We start from the raw sequence: 17637 nt of genomic DNA, 5'->3' as shown, positions 1-17637 counted from the left end.
GGCGCGTTGGTTACAGGCAGGGCCTGTCATCATCCCCTTGCACGGATGCGGAAACCTGTCGGGGCGATCGGCTGTTCTGTCAGGCCGCGGCGGTTGACGAGGCCGCCGCCCTGACGGATGCCGGGGTGCTGCCCGTCGCGGCGGCACGGTCGAAACGCGGGAGAGGCTTGTGAAGGACGACAACCTGCCGATGGTCTCGCCGCAGGCCGGGCGCGAACTCGCCGAAGGCAGCCTCGCCCGGGTCCGCGAGGCCTACGAGCATTTCGCGGAGGCCGGCGAGATGGCGCTCAACGCCTTCGAGACCTCGATGGCGCAGAGCTTCGAAGGCTGGCGCTCGGTCATGGGCTCGAGCCGGGAGACGGCGCACCAGCTCTCCGACAGCAACGTCGCCGGCGCCCGCAAGATGCGGGAGCAATGGGACGCCGCCGGCGCGCGGCTCTACAACGCCTTCGAGGACAATGCCGCGCACACGATGGCGGCGATGCGGGAGATCGGGCACCGCATGCTGGTCGCCTCGGACACCAATGTCCGCGCCTCCCTCGACTTCGCGGAGCGGCTGGCCAAGGCGGCCGATGCCCGCGAGATGGCGGCGCTGCACGTCACGTTCATGCAGGAGCAGTCGCGTCGCCTGACCGACCAGATGGTCGACCTGCACCAGACCACCAGCCGTCTCGCCCGTGAGGCCGCGTCGCGCACGGAAACCCCGTGACCGCGCTGGCTGCCGAGGGCGTGGCGGCACCCGAATCCATGCCGCGGCTCGACGACCTCAGCCGCGCCGAGGTGCCGTTCCGGACCGGCCATTTCGCGGCCTACGCGCCCCACGACTTCCACCGCATCGCGTATGTCGAATGGGGCGATCCGGACAGCCCGCACGTGGTCGTCTGCGTCCACGGTCTCAGCCGGCAGGGCCGGGATTTCGACCCGCTCGGCTACAAACTGGCGAAGATGGGCTACAGGGTCGTGTGCCCGGACCTGCCCGGGCGGGGCTTGAGCGGCTGGCTCAAAGATCCGGAACTCTACGGCCTGCCGCAATACGCCGCCGACATGGCCGCGCTGATCGGGCATCTGCGGATCAGCGGGAAGATCGACTGGGTCGGCACGTCGCTCGGCGGCCTCACCGGCATGGTGCTGGCGGCCGCGGCCAATACGCCGATCCGCCGGATGGTCATCAACGACATCGGGCCGTTCCTGCCCTGGGCGCCGATTCGCCATATCGGCACGCGGCTGCGCGACGCGCCGCGCCTCCACCACAACCTAGCGTCTGGCGAATCACGCCTGCGGACCGTGCTGTCGGATTTCGGCCCGCTCACGGACGAACAGTGGCGCCACATCGCCAAGCACAGCTTCTTCCCGGAGCCCAACGGCGGCTGGCGGCCCCATTACGATCCCGGCATCGGCGACGCGTTCCGGCCGGGGCGGGTCTACAGCGTCAGCATGTGGCGCGACTGGGACGCGATCACCTGCCCGGTCCTGCTTCTGCGTGGCGAGCATTCGGAACTGCTCCTCGCCTCCACGGCGGACGAGATGACCCGCCGCGGCCCGCCCACCGAGCGCGTCGAGATCCCGGATTGCGGGCACGCACCGGCTCTGCTCGACGCGGATCAACTTCGCATCGTCACCGATTGGCTCGGTCCCGCCGACTGAGCGGAGGGCCCGGCACAGTTCGAAGTCCGGTCGGTGGGTCGCGCGCCAGTTTAGACAAAAGCGAATCACTTGGGCCGCAGGCAATCGTGCGCAGTCGATCATCTCCGGAAAGTCCCGGCTTGCGTAGTCGTTTTCATTAAAATTGGTCGGTCGCCGATCTGTGTGTCGATCGCCTTGGCACGATTGCGAAACCAAGGTGGCTATGTTCGCTCTGCATGGTGGCATAAGCGTGACCATTCGTTGCGCACTCGGCTGCACTATGGCACTAACATACGTCACGTTTGGACCTTAGCCGCGTGATGTTGCGCCTTTGGGTTGTGAACGGCGGCCAAGGTCTGACGACCACGATTGCCGCAACCTGAAGAAGTTCGGACTTTTCATCATGTCCAACCCCACCCCCAAGCCGAAGCAGACCACGGCCATCGATCACGGGGTCGGCAGCCGGATCGCGTTCCTGCGAGCGGCCAACGGGCTGAGCCAGTCCGCCCTGGCCAGTGCATTGGGCGTCAGCTTCCAGCAGGTTCAGAAATACGAGACCGGCAAGAACCGCGTCGGGGCCGGGCGCCTTCAGGCGATCGCCGAGCGCCTCGGCGTTCCAGTGTCGAGTTTCTTCGAGCCGGAGCCGGAAGCATCGAGCGAGAACGGCCCGGCCTTGCTCCGGGTCGCCGGGGCCGTGGAACTGCTGAGGGCCTACAATCAGATCGGCGACGACCAGATGCGCCGCGATGTCATCGCGCTGGTGAAGTCCGCGGCCCGAATCGGCCATGCCACCGCCCCTACGGACGGCGCGGCGCAGAAGGCTTCCACCAACGGCGCCGCGCCGTCAGCCTGAACCCGGCAGCCGCCGCCGGTTGACCGGCACCACGCCCCGGCACACGTCGTCTCGCGATCCTGATTCGAGAGGCGACGGCAATGGCGGCTCTGCACCTGACGAACCTCTACGCCGATCTCGACCTCGGAGCCTCCGAGGAGGTCATCACCATCCTGCACGCGGCACCCGGATTGCGGGTCGAGCGCATCGTCTCGACCGGGCAAACGAGCCCGCCGGGATTCCATTACGATCAGCCCCATGCCGAATGGGTGGCAGTGCTGGCGGGGTCCGCCGCGCTGCGCTTCACCGATGAGCCGGCGCCGCGCACGCTGTCGGCGGGCGATAGCGTGCTGATCGAGCCCCATCGTCGGCACCGGGTCGAGCGCACCGATTCGCCGACGATCTGGCTGGCGATCCATTTCGGGCCTGAGGTTGAGGTGGAGCCTCAACCCTGAAGCGTTGTCAGGCGGCGAAGCGCGCCATGGCCACCGCGGTGTCGCCGTAGACCCGCCGCTCAAGCGCGGTGAAACCTTCGGGCCATGTGAGATGGACGCCCTCGGCCTCTTCCACGACAGCCAGGGCGCCCGGCGCCAGCCAGGCCCCCGCGGCGGCACTCGCCAGCGCCTGGGGCGCCAATCCGCGATTGTACGGGGGATCGCAGAAAACCAGCGAGAACGGCGCCGTGGTGCCGACCGGCCCGAGGCGAGTCGCGTCGCGCCGGAACAGCCGGGTCACGCCTTCCGCACCGAAGGCCTCGATGTTGGAGCGAATCACGGCGCGCGCCTCGGCACCCTCATCGACCAGGAGGGCGTAGGAAGCGCCGCGTGACAGCGCCTCGAAACCCAGTGCCCCGGTGCCGGCGAACAGGTCGAGCACCCGCGCACCCACGACGGCGTCGTCGTAGGCATGGGTCAGGACATTGAACAGGGATTCGCGCAGCCTGTCCGAGGTCGGGCGGATCGCATCGGTGCGCGGCGTCGCCAGCTTGCGGCCGCGCCACGCACCGCCGACGATCCTCATCGGCCTCCGCGCGGCGGACGCCCGCCGCCAGCGCCACCCGGTCTCGCGCCTCCGGGCTTGCCACCGCCCTTGAAGCCGCCCGGACGTCCGCCTGGGCCCTTTCCGGCAAAGCCGCCAGGCGCCTTGCCGCCGAAGCCGCCGCCGCTCTTGCCGGCGAAACCGCCGGGCTTGCCGCCCGGGCGCGATCCACCGCCGGGCTTTGCGCCGGCGAAGGCGGGTTTGCCCCCGGGACCGGACCGCTCGCTCCGGAAGCCTCCGCCACCGCGCGGGGCGCCCTCGGCCGAGGCCCCGGCGAAGGGGCGATCCCGGCGTCCCGCCGGCTTTGCGTCGCGTCGATCGTCGCGCCGTGCGTCGTCGCGCGGACTGGATGCGCTCCGCGCCGAATCGCGCGGTCCCGAACGATCCCCGTAGCTCGGCCGCTCGCCCGGACCGCGATCACCCCGCGGCGACGGTCCGCCTCTATCCCAACCGCCACGTTCCGGACGGCCCGCCGCGCTGCGCTGGCCGCCCTCGGGGGCGCCGCGATCGGCGTAACGCCGACGCGGCTTCTCCTCTTGGACTGGCTCGACCGGGCTCGGAGCGAGGCGCTCGACGACGACCCGGCGGTCGCCCTTCTGGAACGAACCGACCCGCTCATGGCCGCGCTCGGCCGCGGCCGCCTGCGATGCGCGGGGATCGGCGCCTCGGCGCGGGACACGGGCAGCCCGTGGCTTACCGGCCTCCTCCTCGGCCCGCCAGGCGGATTTGCGCGGGCCGGAGCCGACCCCGCCGGTCGAGACCCGGGGTGCCGGCGCGGGGCGCGCGGCGTTGCGGGTGCCGGCGGGCGCCGGGGCGCGCTCGGCCTTCTTGGGGCTGCCGAAGGCGCCGATCGGCTCGCGGACCGGGCTTTCAAAATCCACTCCGGCCTGTTCGGCGAGCGCCTTGCCGAGCTGATCCTTGAGGACGCGCATGCGCACTTCCTCGACGAGGCCGACTTCCAGATCGCCCAGCTGGAACGGGCCGAAGGAGAGCCGGATGAGCCGATTCACCGACAGGCCCAGATGTTCGAGGATCCGCTTGACCTCGCGGTTCTTTCCCTCGCGCAGCCCGAGCGTCAGCCAGAGATTGTCGCCCTGGACCCGGTCCAGGGTCGCCTCGACCGGGCCGTACTCCATCCCGTCGATGGTCACGCCCTTGGCGAGCTTGTCGAGCTGGGCCTGATCGGTGTCGCCATGGGCGCGGACGCGGTAGCGGCGCAGCCAGCCCGTGTCGGGGTGAGCGATCACTTTCGCGAGACCGCCATCGTTGGTCAGCAGCAGCAGGCCCTCGGTGTTGATGTCGAGCCGGCCGACCGCCACCACCCGGGGCAGGTCCTCCGGCAGGACCTCGAAGACCGTCTGGCGGCCTTCGGGATCGCGCGCCGTGGTGACGAGCCCCCGCGGCTTGTGGAAGATCCACAGCCGGCTGCGCTCGCGCGCCGGCATGCGCTCGCCGTCGATCAGGATCGTGTCGTCGTCGGTGACGTTGCGTGCGGGCGAGGTCAGCGTCTCGCCGTTGACGCTGACGCGCCCGGCCAGGATCATCGCCTCGGCGTCGCGTCGCGACGCGATCCCGGCCCGGGCCATCGCCTTGGCGATGCGCTCGCCGGGCGGTGTGGCCGCTTCGCCGTCGGCCTCCGCGGGCTCGGCCACGGGCTCGGCCGGCACGGAGGGCCGGGGCGGTTTCGGCTCGCTCGCGGACGGCTGGCCCTTCAGGGGAGTCGCGGCTTCGCTGCCCGCATCGGTCGCGGGCGTCCAGCGCTCGGTTCGCGTGGTCTCAGTGTCCGGCTGGGCGGAAGCCCCCGGACCGTCGTCTTTCGGCAAGTCACTCATGCGCCGGCCTTACCAGAGCCGGCCCGGACAGGCGAGACGGGTTGAGCGGCGGCAAAGGAATATGCCCCGCCCGAACGCGAAGGGGCAGCCCAGATGGACCGGCCCGGCTCACGCGCCTTTCGGCGCGTCGTTTCGAAATCGCGTCGTTCAGAGTCTCGGAGACCGCCCGCGCATCACGCCGAACACGGCGGAGATCAGGAACAGGGCGATCGCCACGAAGAACACGATCTTGGCCGCCTCGACGGCCGTGCCGGCGATGCCGCCGAAACCCAGAAGCGCCGCCACGAGAGCGACGACGAGAAACGTGATAGCCCAACCGATCATGGCATCCTCACGAAGTTCAGCCGGTTCAGGATCGAAACCCGCCGGCGGCGGATTCCGATCCCGTCGGGTCAGCGAATTCAGATCTTGTCGGTCGCCGACTTCACGGCGCTCTTGGCATCCCCCACGGTGCCCTGGGCCTTGCCCTTGAGCTCCTGGGCGGCACCCTCGGTCTTCAGCTTGTCGTTGTTGGTCGCGTCACCCAGGCCCTGCTTGGCCTTGCCGAGGGCCTCGTTGGCGGCGCCCTTGATCTTGTCGGTGGTGCTGCTCATGGCGTGTCCTTCCGTCCAATACTCTCGCGGCGGCGCCGCAATCGATGTAGCAACGGTGGCGCTGAGAGGAATGTTCCAGCCATTAACATTGACCTGGATCAGCGCCCGGCGCCGGTCGGTGCCCGTTCCGGCGATGGGGTGATAAACACAGTGTTGGCCGAACCGATCCACCGAGCGGAGCACGAATCCGCGGGCGCCCAAGGGGCGTTCGACCGGGCTTTTGCCGCCGCGCGGGCGGCGGTCGCGGCCGGCGAGGTGCCGGTCGGCGCCGTCGTGGTCCGCGACGGCCGGGTGCTGGCGGTCGCCCATAACCGGCCACGGGCGCTCCACGACCCGACCGCGCATGCGGAGATCCTGGCGATCCGCGCCGCCTGTGCGGCCCTCGGCGACGAGCGCCTGACCGGCTGCGATCTTTACGTCACCCTGGAGCCCTGCCCGATGTGCGCCGGCGCGATCTCCTTCGCCCGGATCCGACGGCTCTATTACGGCGCGGCCGATCCCAAGGGCGGCGGGGTCGAGCACGGGCCGCGGGTGTTCAACCAGCCGACCTGCCACCACGCCCCGGAGGTCTATGGCGGTTTCCGCGAGACCGAGGCGGCCGAACTTCTGCGCGCCTTCTTCGCGGAACGCCGCGCCTGAGGGCTTGAAGACGCGGGCCGTCGCGGCATCCTCGAAGGATCGAATGGAGCGTCCGCCCATGACACCGACCTATTTGCGCGCCTTGATCGTCGGGGCGGGCTCCGGCCTGAGCGCCTCGCTCGCCCGGCTCCTGGCGGCGGACGGGCTGAAGGTCGGGCTCGCGGCCCGCAACGTCGAGAAGCTGTCGGCCCTCGCGGCCGAGACCGGCGCGGCCATCCATGCCTGCGATGCGAGCGACCCAGGCGACGTCGAGGCCCTGTTCGCGCGCCTGGAGCCGGCGCTCGGCGGCGCGCCCGACGTGGTCGTCTACAACGCGAGCGGCCGGCTGCGCGGACCGTTGGTCGATCTCGATCCGGCGGCGGTGGCCCAATCCCTGATGGTCTCGGCCTATGGCGGCTTCCTGGTGGCGCAGGCCGCCGCGCGCCGGATGCTGCCGCACCGGCACGGGGCGATCCTGCTCACCGGTGCCTCGGCGAGCGTGAAGGGCTTTGCCGGCTCGGCGCCCTTCGCCATGGGGAAATTCGCGCTGCGGGGCCTCGGCCAGAGCCTTGCCCGCGAATTGCAGCCGCAGGGCATCCACGTCGCCCACGTGGTGATCGACGGTGCCATCCGGAATCCGGCCCAGGGCGGCGAGCCGCCGGACGCCCCGGGCAGCCATCTCGACCCGGACGCGATCGCCCGCACCTACCGCGACCTGCTGCGCCAGGACCGCAGTGCCTGGACCTCGGAGCTGGAGTTGCGCCCCTGGGTCGAGCGCTTCTGACACGCGGTCAGGGATTGACCCGCAGGCCGACCAGGAAGGTGTTGTCGCGGAAGCTCGAGCCCACCGACGTGCTGTCGATCTGCTGGTAGATGTAGGTCCCCCGCAAGGTCAGCCACCGGGTGAAGCGGTAATCGAGCCGCGCGGTGGCGGAGAATCCGTTCTCCCGGATGGTGCTGCCCTGGTAATCGTTCTTCAGGAACGAGCCGCCGAACACGATCGACAGGTTGCGCAACAGATCATGCTGGAGCTCCACGGTGGCGACCTCGGTGAGGATGCCGCTGGAGCCGAGGATCGTGGTCTCGGTCACGCCCGTTGCCGCGGTGAACCGGACGGTGGTGAGCGGGCTCAGCGACCAGACCAGCGCGGCGTTGACCAGCGGCGCGTCGATGCCCCGCAAGGAGGGATCGACGTAGGAGCGGTGCTGGATGCCAGCCGAGATCTCGCCGGTGATCGAGCGGGCGAGGCCGAAGCTCGCCCCGACCATGAGGGCGATGCCGTCGGAATCGCGGCGGATGCCGTTGGTGTCGCGGCGCAGGTCGTAGATTCGGGTATCGCCCAGCAGGTCCACGAAGGGGCTCAGATCGGGGCTGACCTCGTAGGCGGTGCGCAGCTGCAGGCTGTACTGGTTCAGGTTGCGGTCGGCCTGGTTGATGGTCTGGCCGCCCGCGAGCTGGGCATTGTCGAATTGCGAGCGGTCGACCGAGCCGCGCAGGGTCACGGAGAGCCGGTTGAACGTCTCCGTGGCACCGAGCGACGCGCCGTAGACGGCGAGCAGCGGCCGGCTCGTGGCTGCGGCGGCCTGAAGGTTGGGGCTCGACGTGCGCTGCGTGTCGACGAGGAAGCGGCCCTCCGCATCGACGTGCAGGTCGCGGTTGACGTCGATGCGCAGCCGGACGGTGCCGTCTGCGGCCGGCCGGCTGGCGGCTTCGTTCTGCGGCGTCTCCAGGTATGAGCCGCGCAGCGCGCCCTGGAGCGAGCTGGAGGACCAGTCGCTGCGGAAATCGACCGCGGCCTCGGTGCGCAAGGCTACCGATCCCCGGGCCGCCTGCCGGTTGGTCTGGTCCGGGTTCGAATCGTAGCCGATGCTCTGCGTGAAGCTCGGCAGCACGGTGAAGGTGCCGATCCGGTAGCCGATCGGCGCGTAGGCCGGATCGGTCGGGATCGGCCGAGCGAGATCCGTCCCCAGGATGAATCCCGGCGTGAGCAGGCCGAGCGCCGGGGTGATCGCGAAGAGCGGCAGGACGGGACGCGACGCCAGGACCGGCTGCACCGGCACGCCGACGACGGCCTGCTGGATCACCGGGGTCAGGCGCAGCGCCGGCGCCGGCACCTGCGTCACCTCCTGGGTGACCCTGCGGGTCGGGGAACCGATGCGCCGGGGCGGGGCGGCCCGGGAGCGCAGCAGGCTCGACGGCGTGCGGTTGCTCGGCGCCGTGGTCGATCCTCCGGTGCGCTGGCCGCTGCCGGTGATGCGGGTCCCGAGCTGCGAGAGGCCCGGCTGGCTCTGCGAGGGGATCGCCGGCGAGAGCGGGGACCGCAGGCTGTCGCCCCCGGTCTGCTCGCCGCCCGTCGCGTCTCCGCCGGAGGAAGTGCGGCCGTTATCCCGGGACAGGCCGTCGGGGACGCGCCGCCGGAGGGCTGGAAGACCGTTCGGCCCGGTATCCTGTCCGATCCCGGGATTGTCCGGCTGGCCGGTGACCGGGCTGGTCGCGTCGAAGCGCTGGCCGAGGGCGGGCGATGCGGCGAGCGCGAGCGTCAGGGCCGCGAGGGCGAGCCTGATCTCCTGCCGTCCCCGCCGATCGGCGCCCGCCATCCGCACCTGATCTTGGCCTCCACCTACGCACCGCGGCCCCTGAGACCGGATCTACAGATCACACCGGCGCCTTCGAGGTCGTCGGTATGGTTAACGTAAGCTAGCGTCCGCATGGTTAATGCGCCGTCAACGCCGAACCAGTTCGGCTCTTCCAGCGGACGGCCAGTCGCTCTTAAATTTCGTTCGCCTGCAAAAGTAGCGATTGAGCTTTTCTCGCAGATCCGGTAGCGTCTGTCAGAATTCGATACGATCCTTACGGGATTGAGCGAACCGGATAGTTGCTACGTCAGAGGTTCAACGTGAGCGATAGCGCTGAAGCTGAGCAGGCCGAACACATTGAGCTGGCGGTCGATATCATCGCGGCCTATGTGTCGAACAATTCGGTGCCGCCCTCGGAACTTCCGGGCCTGATCGGCGGCATTCACGCAGCCCTGAACAGCCTTTCGGCTTCGGGGACGGGGTCTTCGACCGTCGTGGAAAAGATGAGCCCGGCGCAAATCCGGAAGTCTATCACGCACGACCACATCGTCAGTTTCGAAGACGGCAAGCCCTACAAGACCCTGCGGCGTCACCTGACGTTGCGCGGGCTGAGCCCCGAAGCCTATCGCGAGAAATGGGGCCTGCCGCGGGACTACCCGATGACGGCAGCAAGCTATTCGGCGCAGCGCTCCGAGCTGGCCCGCGCCCTCGGCCTCGGCCAGCAGCGTCGCAAGCCCCGCGGTGCGGCAGCGGCCTCCGCGGAGGAAGCCCCCGCCGCTCCTGCGCCGAAGACGCGGGGCCGCAAGAAGGCGCCGGTGGAGTAGAAGCCCGCACCGATCGCGTCGGAGCCGTTTGACAGGAACCGCCCGGAAGCGTGACACGGCGGACGGAGCGCTCAACCTAAGAGCGTCATCCGCCGCAGCGACACACGCCAATCATGGTCTCGAAGCGCTACCCGACGTCGATCGAGGTTGCCCGCCTCGCCGGAGTCTCGCAATCGGCGGTGTCCCGCACCTTCACGCCGGGGGCGAGCGTCTCGGCCCGGACGCGCGAGAAGGTCCTGGCCGCGGCGGAGACCCTCGGCTTCCAGCCGAGCCTGATCCCCAAGATCATGCTGACCGACCGGTCCGGCCTCGTAGCCCTGGTGGTCGGCGGCCTGGAGAATGCCTTCTACGCGCGGGTCGTCCAGAGCCTCGCGGCACGCCTGCGGGAAACCGGCAACCAGATCGTGCTGGTCCCAGTCGACAGTGATTACACCCTCGATGCCGTCGCGGCTCGCCTCGCCCAGTACCGGGTCGACGCGATCGTCAGCGCCCTGGCGGTCCTCTCCCAGGACGCCGCCGAGACGCTCTCGGATTCTCGCATCCCGGTCGTCTCGTTCAACACCCCGGTTACGGCCGCGCGGGTCGCCTCGGTCGGCTCCGACAACGCCCTGGGCGGGCGGCAGGCCGCCTGGCTCCTGCACGCCCGCGACGTGCGCCATCCCGCCTTCGTGGCCGGTCCCGCCATCAGCCCCGCCAGCACCGAGCGGCTGACCGGCTTCCGCGAGGCCCTGCGCGAAGCGGGCCGGCCCGAGCCGCGCGTTGCGGGGTCGGCCTATACCTATGAGGGCGGCGCCGAGGCGGCGACGCAGCTCTGCGCCGAAGGTCCGGTCGACGGCATCTTCTGCGCCAACGATCTCTGCGCGCTCGGCACGATCGACGCCCTGCGGCGCGCGGGTCGGCGCGTGCCCGAGGATGTCCGGGTGATCGGCTACGACGACATCCCAGCGGCGGGATGGGGCGGCTATGACCTAACCAGCTTCGACCAGGACGTCCCGGCCTTGGTGGAGGCCACACTGGCGATGCTCGACCGGATGTCCGCGACGGATGCGACCGCGGGCGAGCGGGTCCTGATCCCGCCGCGCCTGACCGAGCGGGGCAGCACCCGCCCCTGAGCAATCCGAACAGTTCAGCCAAGGCCTCCCTGCACGCGACGCAACCGTGCGTCGCGTCTGCATCGCTATGCAAAAGCGCGATGCCGCCCATCCTTACGGCATGCTGCGCCGCACAATGCGACGCTTGTCTCCCGTCTGTAGGAGGTCGCCGTGCCCCCCTTTCCGATCCTCGCCCTCGCCGTCGCCTCGTTCGGAATCGGCACCACCGAATTTGTTATCATGGGCCTCCTGCCTGAGGTGGCCCGGAGCTTCGGCGTGACCATCCCGCAGGCGGGTTATCTCGTGTCCGGCTACGCCATGGGCGTGGTGGTGGGCGCGCCGATCGTGGCGATCGCCACCGCGCGGCTGCCCCGCAAGACGGCGCTGCTCGCCCTGATGGCGGTATTCCTCATCGGCAATATCGGCTGTGCCCTGGCGCCGACCTACGGCCTGCTGATGGCGGCCCGCGTCGTCACCGCCTTCGCGCACGGAGCGTTCTTCGGCATCGGCGCTGTGGTGGCGCGGGATTTGGTGCCGCGCGAGAAGCGGACCCAGGCGGTCTCCCTGATGTTCGCCGGCCTGACCCTCGCCAACGTGCTCGGCGTCCCGCTCGGCACCGCCCTGGGCCAAGTCGCCGGATGGCGCTCGACCTTCTGGGCCGTGGTCGCGATCGGGGTCGCCGCCGGCTTGGCGATCCAGACCTTCGTGCCCTCTGGCCTGCCCGGCACACGCGGCGGCCTCGTGAAGGAGTTCCGGACGCTCGGGCGCTGGCCCGTGCTCCGGCCGATGCTGATCTCCACTTTGTCGTCGGTGAGCTTCTTCACGGTGTTCACCTACATCACGCCGTTCCTCACCGGCGTGAGCGGGTTCTCGCCGCAGGGCGTGACCGGCGTGCTGTTCGCCGCGGGAATCGGCCTGACGGTGGGCAACCTTGCCGGCGGCCACTTCGCCGACCGGGGCTTGATGGCGACGATCATCGGCGGGTTCATCGGCATCGTGGCGGTGCTGCTGGTCCTGGCGGGGGTCGCCCATCACGCGATCCCGACCGTGGCCGTGCTGGTCCTGTGGGCAGGCCTCGCCTTCGCGCTGGTCTCGCCGCTGCAGATCTGGGTGGTCGAGGCCGCGAGCGACGCCCCGAACCTCGCCTCAACGCTGAACCAGGGTGCGTTCAACCTCGGCAACGCCACCGGCGCCTGGCTTGGCGGCACGGCCCTGACGTTGGGTGCCGGTTACGGCCAGCTGCCGCTGATCGCCGCCGCCGTCTCGATCCTCGGCCTTGGCCTGACGGTCACAGCCGTCAGCCGGACCGGGAGCCGAATTTTTTCTGCTTCGGCGCCGGGCGCGTAACGGACGGCTTCGAACGCCGGTCCCCGGCTTCGGAGCGCTCGTAACGTCGTGGGCCTGCGCCTCGATGCTCCCGCATCGCCTCATGCAGGCCACGACGCGCTCTCCTCGCCCTTTGGGGGAGCGGAGGTGGGGGTGGTGCCGGAAGAGGCTCAGCGATCACTTCTGAACCACCCCCACCCCGACCCCTCCCTACAAGGGGGAGGGGAAAACGCGTGGTGATTCCAGAGCTTAGAGCCGCACACGATGTGTGCGGCTCTAAGCTTTGAGACAGGCGAGAACGGCCCTCAATCCGCCCGCACCAGATCCCCGAGCAGGCTCGCCGCCACGGTCGCCTTCGAGACCGTCAGGCCGGAGGCGCTGATCGCGTCCACCGCGTCGCGGATGCGGACCAGCGGCGCGCCGCGGGCCTTGGTCCAGGCCTCGACCGCCTCCGGACCGGCCCCGAGATCGGCCACCACCTCGGCAGTGAGCTTGCGGTGGGCGGCGGCGATGCCGGCGACCGCCCGCTCCAGCGCGACCCGGTCGAACGTGTCGGCCACCGGCACGGTCCGGGCCGCGGCGGCCAGCTCGTCCAGCCGGAACGCGTGTTCCAGGGCGAAATGGGTCGCCGCCACTTCCTCGACCGGGCGGCCGCTGGCCTCGGCGACGCGCACGATATCCGGCGCGGAGATCAGGGCGTTGAGCGAGGCGAGGCGCCGGGCCTGCTCCCGGGCCATGCCGTGACCTTCGAGCTCCGTCGCCCGGTCGCCGATGGCGGTGAGCGCCTCGGCATCAAGCACCTTCGGCAAAGCCGCCTCGACCGCCGCGACGCCATCGCGGTAGCGCGCCACCAGCGGGGCGAGGCCACCGGTCAGATCGAGGTTGCGGATGAACCAGACGATCCGGTTGGTCAGCAGGCCCTGCACCTCGGCGTAGAGGCCCAGCTGGTCCTGCCCGGACAGGCCGCCGCCCAGCCCGTCGATGGCGAGGTTGAGCTCCATCAGCCCGAAGGCGTCGCGCGTGATGGCGTAGGCCTTGGCGATCGTCGCGGCATCCGCCCCGGTCCCGTCGACGAGCCGCGTGACGAGGGACGGGCCGCCGCGGTTGACGATGATGTTGGCCAAAGCCGTCGAGATGATCTCGCGGCGCAGCCGGTGGCCCTTCACGGCGTCGGGGAACTGCTCGCGCAAGGCCTTCGGGAAATAGCGCTGCAATTCGCGGTCGAAATACGGGTCGTTCGGCACCGTGCTCGCGAGGATCGCGTCGTGGAGCGACAGCTTCGCGTAGGCGAGCAGCACCGCGTATTCCGGCCGGGTCAGCCCTTCGCCGCGACGCATCCGCTCGGTGATCGCGGCATCGTCCGGCAGGTACTCGACAGCCCGGTCGAGGCGCCCCTCGGCCTCCAGCGCCTGCATGGTGCGCATGGCGAAGCCGGTCTCGCCGAGGCCGCCGCGCTGGGCGAGCGACAGCGCCAGGGTCTGCAGCTCGTTGTTGCGCAGGACCAGCCGCCCGACCTCGTCGGTCATGGCGGCCAGCAGCCGGTTGCGCGCATCGTAATCGAGCCGCCCGTCGCGTTCGGGCACCATCAGGGCGATCTTGATGTTCACCTCGACGTCGGAGGTGTTCACACCGGCGGAATTGTCGATCGCATCGGTGTTGAGCCGGATGCCGGCCCGGGCCGCCTCGATGCGTCCGCGCTGGGTCAGGCCGAGATTGGCGCCCTCGCCGATCGCCTTCACCCGCAATTCCGGGCCGGTGATCCGCACGGCGTCGTTGGCACGGTCGCCCGCATCCTCGTCGGTCTCGGTGGTGGCGCGGATATAGGTGCCGATACCGCCGAACCAGAGGAGGTCGGCCGGCGCCTTCAGGATCGCCTGCATCAGCTCGGTCGGCGTCGCCTCGTCCCGATCGACGCCGAGGGCCGCCCGGGCCTGCTCCGAGAGCGGTATGGTCTTCAGGCTGCGCGAGAACACCCCGCCGCCCTCGGGGATGAGGGACCGGTCGTAATCTGCCCAGGAGGAGCGACCCAGATCGAATAGGCGCCGACGCTCGGCGAAGCTCTTTGCCGCGTCGGGATTGGGGTCGAGGAAGATGTCGCGGTGGTCGAAGGCTGCGATCAGCCGGAGGCTCTGCGAGAGCAGCATGCCGTTGCCGAACACGTCGCCCGACATGTCGCCGACGCCCACCACGGTGATCGGGTCCGTCTGAACGTCGACGTCGATCTCGCGGAAGTGGCGCCGTACCGCCTCCCAGGCACCCCGGGCGGTGATGCCCATGCCCTTGTGGTCGTAGCCCTGGCTGCCGCCGGACGCGAAGGCGTCGCCGAGCCAGTGGCCCTTCTCCAGGGAGAGGGCGTTGGCGATGTCCGAAAAGGTGGCGGTGCCCTTGTCGGCGGCCACAACGAGGTAGGCGTCGTCGGGATCGTGCCGCACCGTGTCGGGCGGCGGCACGATCCCCTGGTCGACGATGTTGTCGGTGAGCTCGAGAAGCGTGCGGATGAAGATTCGGTAGCTCTCGGTGCCCTCCTGCATCCAGGCCGCCCGATCGGAGGCAGGCGGCAGGCGCTTGGGGAAGAAGCCGCCCTTGGCGCCCACCGGCACGATGACCGCGTTCTTGACCTGCTGCGCCTTCACCAGGCCCAGGATCTCGGTGCGGAAATCCTCCGGCCGGTCGGACCAGCGCAGGCCGCCGCGGGCGACGTAGCCGAAGCGCAGATGCACGCCCTCCACCCGGGGCGAGTAGACGAAGATCTCGAAGAACGGCCGCGGCAGCGGCATCGCCGTCACCTTGGCACAGGCGAACTTGAAGCTGATCGTCTCCCGCGGGCCGCCATCCGCGGCCTTCTGGAAGAAGTTGGTCCGCACCGCCGCCTCGACCAGGTTGACGAACCGGCGCAGGATCCGGTCGTCGTCCAGGCTGGTAACGTCGCCCAAGGCCTCCTCGATCAGGGAGCGGGTCTCCGCTTCCTGCGCGGCCCGGTCGCCCTCGGTCTGCGGGTCGAAGCGGGTCCGGAACAGGTTGACGATCGCCCGGGCGATCCCGGGATGGCGGCTCAGCGTGCCGGCCATGTAATCCTGGCCGTAGCGGATGCGCAGCTGACGCAGATAGCGCCCGAGCGCCCGGAGCAGGGCCGCATCCCGCCAGGGGAGGGCGGCTTCCAGCACGAGGCGGTTGTAGCCGTCGGATTCCGCCGCGCCGTCGGCTAAGGCCAGCATCGCCGCCTCGAGGGGCTGCTCCAGCGTGGCGAGATCGATCGCGGCGCCGCTGGCGCGCTCGAGCCGCATGTCGTGCAGCCAGATCCGGGCGGACTCGTCGGGCCCCGCCGGCCGGACCCGGTAGGTCCGTTCATCGATGACGCGGAACCCCAGATTCTCCAGCACGGGCACACGGTCGGACAGGGCGATGGCGGTGCCGCGGGAGAAGACCTTCAGGCGGACCTGCGCGTCGGAATCACCCGCCCGGCGCCCGAGATGCACGGCCCGCGGCCGTGCGTCGCTCAGCGCCTCGAGGATGGCGATGTCGGCGACCGCCGCGTCCGGCGGGAAATTGTCCCGGTAGGCCGCCGAGAACGCGTCGGCGTAGCGCGCCGCAAGCTGGCGGGCCTTGCCGCCGTCATGCGCCTCCGCCAGCGCCGCGCCCAGGGCGTCGCCCCAGGTGCGGACCAGCGCGGCGATGCCAGCCTCCAGGGCGGCGGGGTCCTGCTCCGGCGTGCCCTCGTCGGGCAGGCCGATGATGTAGTGGGTCCGGGCCAGGGGACCTTCGGGCAGCTCCGAATAGGCCGCGCTCGGCCGCCCACCATAGGCCTCGGCCAGATAGGCGGCGATCCGGGCACTCACGGTCGAATCGAACCGGTCCTTCGGCACGAAGACCAGCAGCGAGACGAATCGTCCGAACCGGTCCGGGCGCGACAGCACCCGGATCCGCGGCCGGTCGGCGAGGTTGGCGATCGCCAGGGTGAACCGGTACAGGCGCTCGATATCGATCTGGAACAGCTCGTCCCGCGGGTAGGTCTCCAGCACCGCCAGCAGGCTGCGTCCGGCATGGCTGGTCGGGTCGAGGCCGGCCCGCTCGGCCACCGCCTCGACCTTGCGGCGCAGGACAGGCACCTCGCGCGCCGGGCTGGTATAGGCGGCGGCCGTGAACAGGCCGACGATCCGCACCTCGCCCGAGAGCTTGCCGGTGGCCGAGAACAGCTTCACGCCGATATAGTCGAGATACGACACCCGGTGCACGCGGGACTTCGCGCTCGCCTTGGTGATGATCAGCGCCTGCGGCTCCTCCAGGAACGCGAGGATTTCCGGCGTGTAATCCACCGGCGTCCGGCCCCGGCGCAGGGGCGTGGTGCCCGGATCGCGCAGCACACCGAGGCTCGACCCCTCGATCAGCGGATGCGCGTCGCCGGCGATGCCGTGCTGGCGCATCCCCAAGACCAGGAACTGACCGTCCCGAAGCCAGTCCAGGAAGGCGCGTGCCTCGGCGATCTCGGCCTCCGGCAGCGGGGAGGGGGCGCGGCCGAGGCTGTCGGACAGCTCGGCGATCCGGGCCAGCATGGCATCGTGGTCGTCGCTCGCCAGGGCCACGTCCCGGTAGACCTGGGCGAGGGCGTCCACCAGGCGCTCGCGGGCCTCGCCGTCGAGGCGGCCGAGATGGAGATGGATGAAGCTCTCGCGCGCCAGGCTGCCATGGGCGTCGGCGGTGGTCTCGCCGACCACGCGGACCAGCGCGCCGGACGCGTCGCGCTCGACCCCGAGGATCGGGTGGGCGACGAGATCCGGCGTCAGGCCCTGCTCGGTGAGCTCGGCCAGGGTGGAATCCAGCAGGAACGGACGGTTGTCGTTGACGATCTCGACGATCGTCATCTCCCGGGGCCGACCGTCGCGCACCAGCGCGACGTCGCTCAGATGCACCCGGGCCGGATCGCCGGGCCTGCGCGGCTCGGACAGGAGGGCGCGCGCCCGGACCGCGAGATCGGCGACCGTATCGGCCGGGTAGGGGGCCAGATCTTCGGGGGTCACGCGCCCGAACAGGTCGCGGACGAAGCCGCCGGGGCCGCCCTGCTCGGCGACAGTCTCGGCCGCGGCCTCGATGAGCCCTGTCCGGGCCGACTTCTGTTCCGAGGATGACAACGCCGTGGCGGTTTCCAATGTCATCGCGTCTCTCACGAACCGGGAGCCTGCCGGCGCAGCGATAGCAGGGTGATCCGCCGTGTCGATGACAGGCGGCCGCAATTCCCGGTTCTCGCGTATCGAACCGGACGAACCGTCAGGCCCGGCTTGTCCGCGTC

15 protein-coding genes are annotated in these 17637 nt (G+C 70.3%); 9 read left to right on the top strand and 6 right to left on the bottom strand.

What is annotated here, in order from left to right; all coding sequences use genetic code 11:
• The first annotated feature begins 169 nt into the window (after positions 1–169).
• From AKJ13_RS05670 to AKJ13_RS05655, 4 genes are all read left to right on the top strand, one after another.
• On the top strand, positions 170–709 hold the full coding sequence (locus AKJ13_RS05670) for a phasin family protein (RefSeq protein WP_050732455.1): 540 nt from the start codon (positions 170–172) through the stop codon (positions 707–709).
• Positions 706–1644 carry an alpha/beta hydrolase gene (locus AKJ13_RS05665; RefSeq protein WP_050732454.1) on the top strand — a complete coding sequence of 313 codons (939 nt, stop codon included), beginning with the start codon at positions 706–708 and terminating at the stop codon, positions 1642–1644. The genes AKJ13_RS05670 and AKJ13_RS05665 overlap by 4 nt, the downstream gene beginning before the upstream one ends.
• Positions 1645–2026: 382 nt before the next feature.
• Positions 2027–2476 carry a helix-turn-helix transcriptional regulator gene (locus tag AKJ13_RS05660; RefSeq protein ID WP_050732453.1) on the top strand — a complete coding sequence of 150 codons (450 nt, stop codon included), beginning with the start codon at positions 2027–2029 and terminating at the stop codon, positions 2474–2476.
• An 80-nt stretch (positions 2477–2556) separates the two neighbouring features.
• Positions 2557–2910 carry a cupin domain-containing protein gene (locus tag AKJ13_RS05655; RefSeq protein ID WP_050732452.1) on the top strand — a complete coding sequence of 118 codons (354 nt, stop codon included), beginning with the start codon at positions 2557–2559 and terminating at the stop codon, positions 2908–2910.
• A gap of 7 nt (positions 2911–2917) precedes the next feature.
• Here AKJ13_RS05655 and rsmD read toward each other — a convergent pair whose 3' ends face one another.
• The 4 genes from rsmD to AKJ13_RS05640 form a co-directional block, all read right to left on the bottom strand.
• Positions 2918–3475 carry a 16S rRNA (guanine(966)-N(2))-methyltransferase RsmD gene (rsmD, locus tag AKJ13_RS05650; protein WP_050732451.1) on the bottom strand — a complete coding sequence of 186 codons (558 nt, stop codon included), beginning with the start codon at positions 3473–3475 and terminating at the stop codon, positions 2918–2920.
• Positions 3472–5325, bottom strand: coding sequence for a pseudouridine synthase (locus tag AKJ13_RS05645; RefSeq protein ID WP_200905592.1), 1854 nt, complete (start codon positions 5323–5325; stop codon positions 3472–3474). The genes rsmD and AKJ13_RS05645 overlap by 4 nt, the downstream gene beginning before the upstream one ends.
• A gap of 147 nt (positions 5326–5472) precedes the next feature.
• Entirely contained in the window at positions 5473–5649 is a 177-nt protein-coding gene (locus AKJ13_RS29975) for a DUF1328 domain-containing protein (protein ID WP_007558816.1), read from the bottom strand.
• 77 nt (positions 5650–5726) lie between these two features.
• Positions 5727–5918 carry a CsbD family protein gene (locus AKJ13_RS05640; protein WP_050732450.1) on the bottom strand — a complete coding sequence of 64 codons (192 nt, stop codon included), beginning with the start codon at positions 5916–5918 and terminating at the stop codon, positions 5727–5729.
• A gap of 150 nt (positions 5919–6068) precedes the next feature.
• Between AKJ13_RS05640 and AKJ13_RS05635 the strand changes: the two genes are divergently transcribed.
• Both AKJ13_RS05635 and AKJ13_RS05630 read left to right on the top strand, forming a co-directional pair.
• On the top strand, positions 6069–6557 hold the full coding sequence (locus tag AKJ13_RS05635) for a nucleoside deaminase (RefSeq protein ID WP_200905591.1): 489 nt from the start codon (positions 6069–6071) through the stop codon (positions 6555–6557).
• 58 nt (positions 6558–6615) lie between these two features.
• On the top strand, positions 6616–7320 hold the full coding sequence (locus tag AKJ13_RS05630; RefSeq protein ID WP_050732449.1) for an SDR family oxidoreductase: 705 nt from the start codon (positions 6616–6618) through the stop codon (positions 7318–7320).
• Positions 7321–7327: 7 nt separating this feature from the next.
• On the opposite strand, the gene AKJ13_RS05625 is transcribed toward AKJ13_RS05630, so the two are convergent.
• The gene (locus AKJ13_RS05625) at positions 7328–9133 is read right to left on the bottom strand and encodes an outer membrane beta-barrel protein (RefSeq protein ID WP_244471518.1); all 1806 of its coding nucleotides are present in this window, start codon (positions 9131–9133) and stop codon (positions 7328–7330) included.
• Between the two features lie 299 nt (positions 9134–9432).
• Here AKJ13_RS05625 and AKJ13_RS05620 point away from each other — a divergent pair, with 299 nt between their 5' ends.
• From AKJ13_RS05620 to AKJ13_RS05610, 3 genes are all read left to right on the top strand, one after another.
• Positions 9433–9936: a MucR family transcriptional regulator gene (locus tag AKJ13_RS05620; RefSeq protein ID WP_050732448.1), complete on the top strand. Its 504-nt coding sequence runs from the start codon at positions 9433–9435 to the stop codon at positions 9934–9936.
• A gap of 113 nt (positions 9937–10049) precedes the next feature.
• The gene (locus AKJ13_RS05615) at positions 10050–11048 is read left to right on the top strand and encodes a LacI family DNA-binding transcriptional regulator (protein WP_050732447.1); all 999 of its coding nucleotides are present in this window, start codon (positions 10050–10052) and stop codon (positions 11046–11048) included.
• Positions 11049–11198: 150 nt separating this feature from the next.
• Entirely contained in the window at positions 11199–12374 is a 1176-nt protein-coding gene (locus AKJ13_RS05610; protein WP_050732446.1) for an MFS transporter, read from the top strand.
• Positions 12375–12658: 284 nt separating this feature from the next.
• Here AKJ13_RS05610 and AKJ13_RS05605 read toward each other — a convergent pair whose 3' ends face one another.
• A complete protein-coding gene (locus AKJ13_RS05605) occupies positions 12659–17503 on the bottom strand; it encodes an NAD-glutamate dehydrogenase (RefSeq protein ID WP_050732445.1) in 4845 nt (1614 codons plus the stop codon).
• Positions 17504–17637: the final 134 nt, after the last annotated feature.

This window comes from Methylobacterium sp. ARG-1, from assembly GCF_001262595.1.
Taxonomy (GTDB): domain Bacteria; phylum Pseudomonadota; class Alphaproteobacteria; order Rhizobiales; family Beijerinckiaceae; genus Methylobacterium; species Methylobacterium brachiatum.
This window is presented reverse-complemented; position numbering and strand designations above follow the sequence as displayed.

Bases quoted from the DNA above. Each gene is read 5' to 3' on its own strand.
- AKJ13_RS05660 (WP_050732453.1), top strand. From the start codon at position 2,027: ATGTCCAACCCCACCCCCAAGCCGAAGCAGACCACGGCCATCGATCAC.
- AKJ13_RS05655 (WP_050732452.1), top strand. From the start codon at position 2,557: ATGGCGGCTCTGCACCTGACGAACCTCTACGCCGATCTCGACCTCGGA.
- rsmD (WP_050732451.1), bottom strand. From the start codon at position 3,475: ATGAGGATCGTCGGCGGTGCGTGGCGCGGCCGCAAGCTGGCGACGCCG.
- AKJ13_RS05645 (WP_200905592.1), bottom strand. From the start codon at position 5,325: ATGAGTGACTTGCCGAAAGACGACGGTCCGGGGGCTTCCGCCCAGCCG.
- AKJ13_RS29975 (WP_007558816.1), bottom strand. From the start codon at position 5,649: ATGATCGGTTGGGCTATCACGTTTCTCGTCGTCGCTCTCGTGGCGGCG.
- AKJ13_RS05640 (WP_050732450.1), bottom strand. From the start codon at position 5,918: ATGAGCAGCACCACCGACAAGATCAAGGGCGCCGCCAACGAGGCCCTC.
- AKJ13_RS05630 (WP_050732449.1), top strand. From the start codon at position 6,616: ATGACACCGACCTATTTGCGCGCCTTGATCGTCGGGGCGGGCTCCGGC.
- AKJ13_RS05625 (WP_244471518.1), bottom strand. From the start codon at position 9,133: ATGGCGGGCGCCGATCGGCGGGGACGGCAGGAGATCAGGCTCGCCCTC.
- AKJ13_RS05615 (WP_050732447.1), top strand. From the start codon at position 10,050: ATGGTCTCGAAGCGCTACCCGACGTCGATCGAGGTTGCCCGCCTCGCC.
- AKJ13_RS05605 (WP_050732445.1), bottom strand. From the start codon at position 17,503: ATGACATTGGAAACCGCCACGGCGTTGTCATCCTCGGAACAGAAGTCG.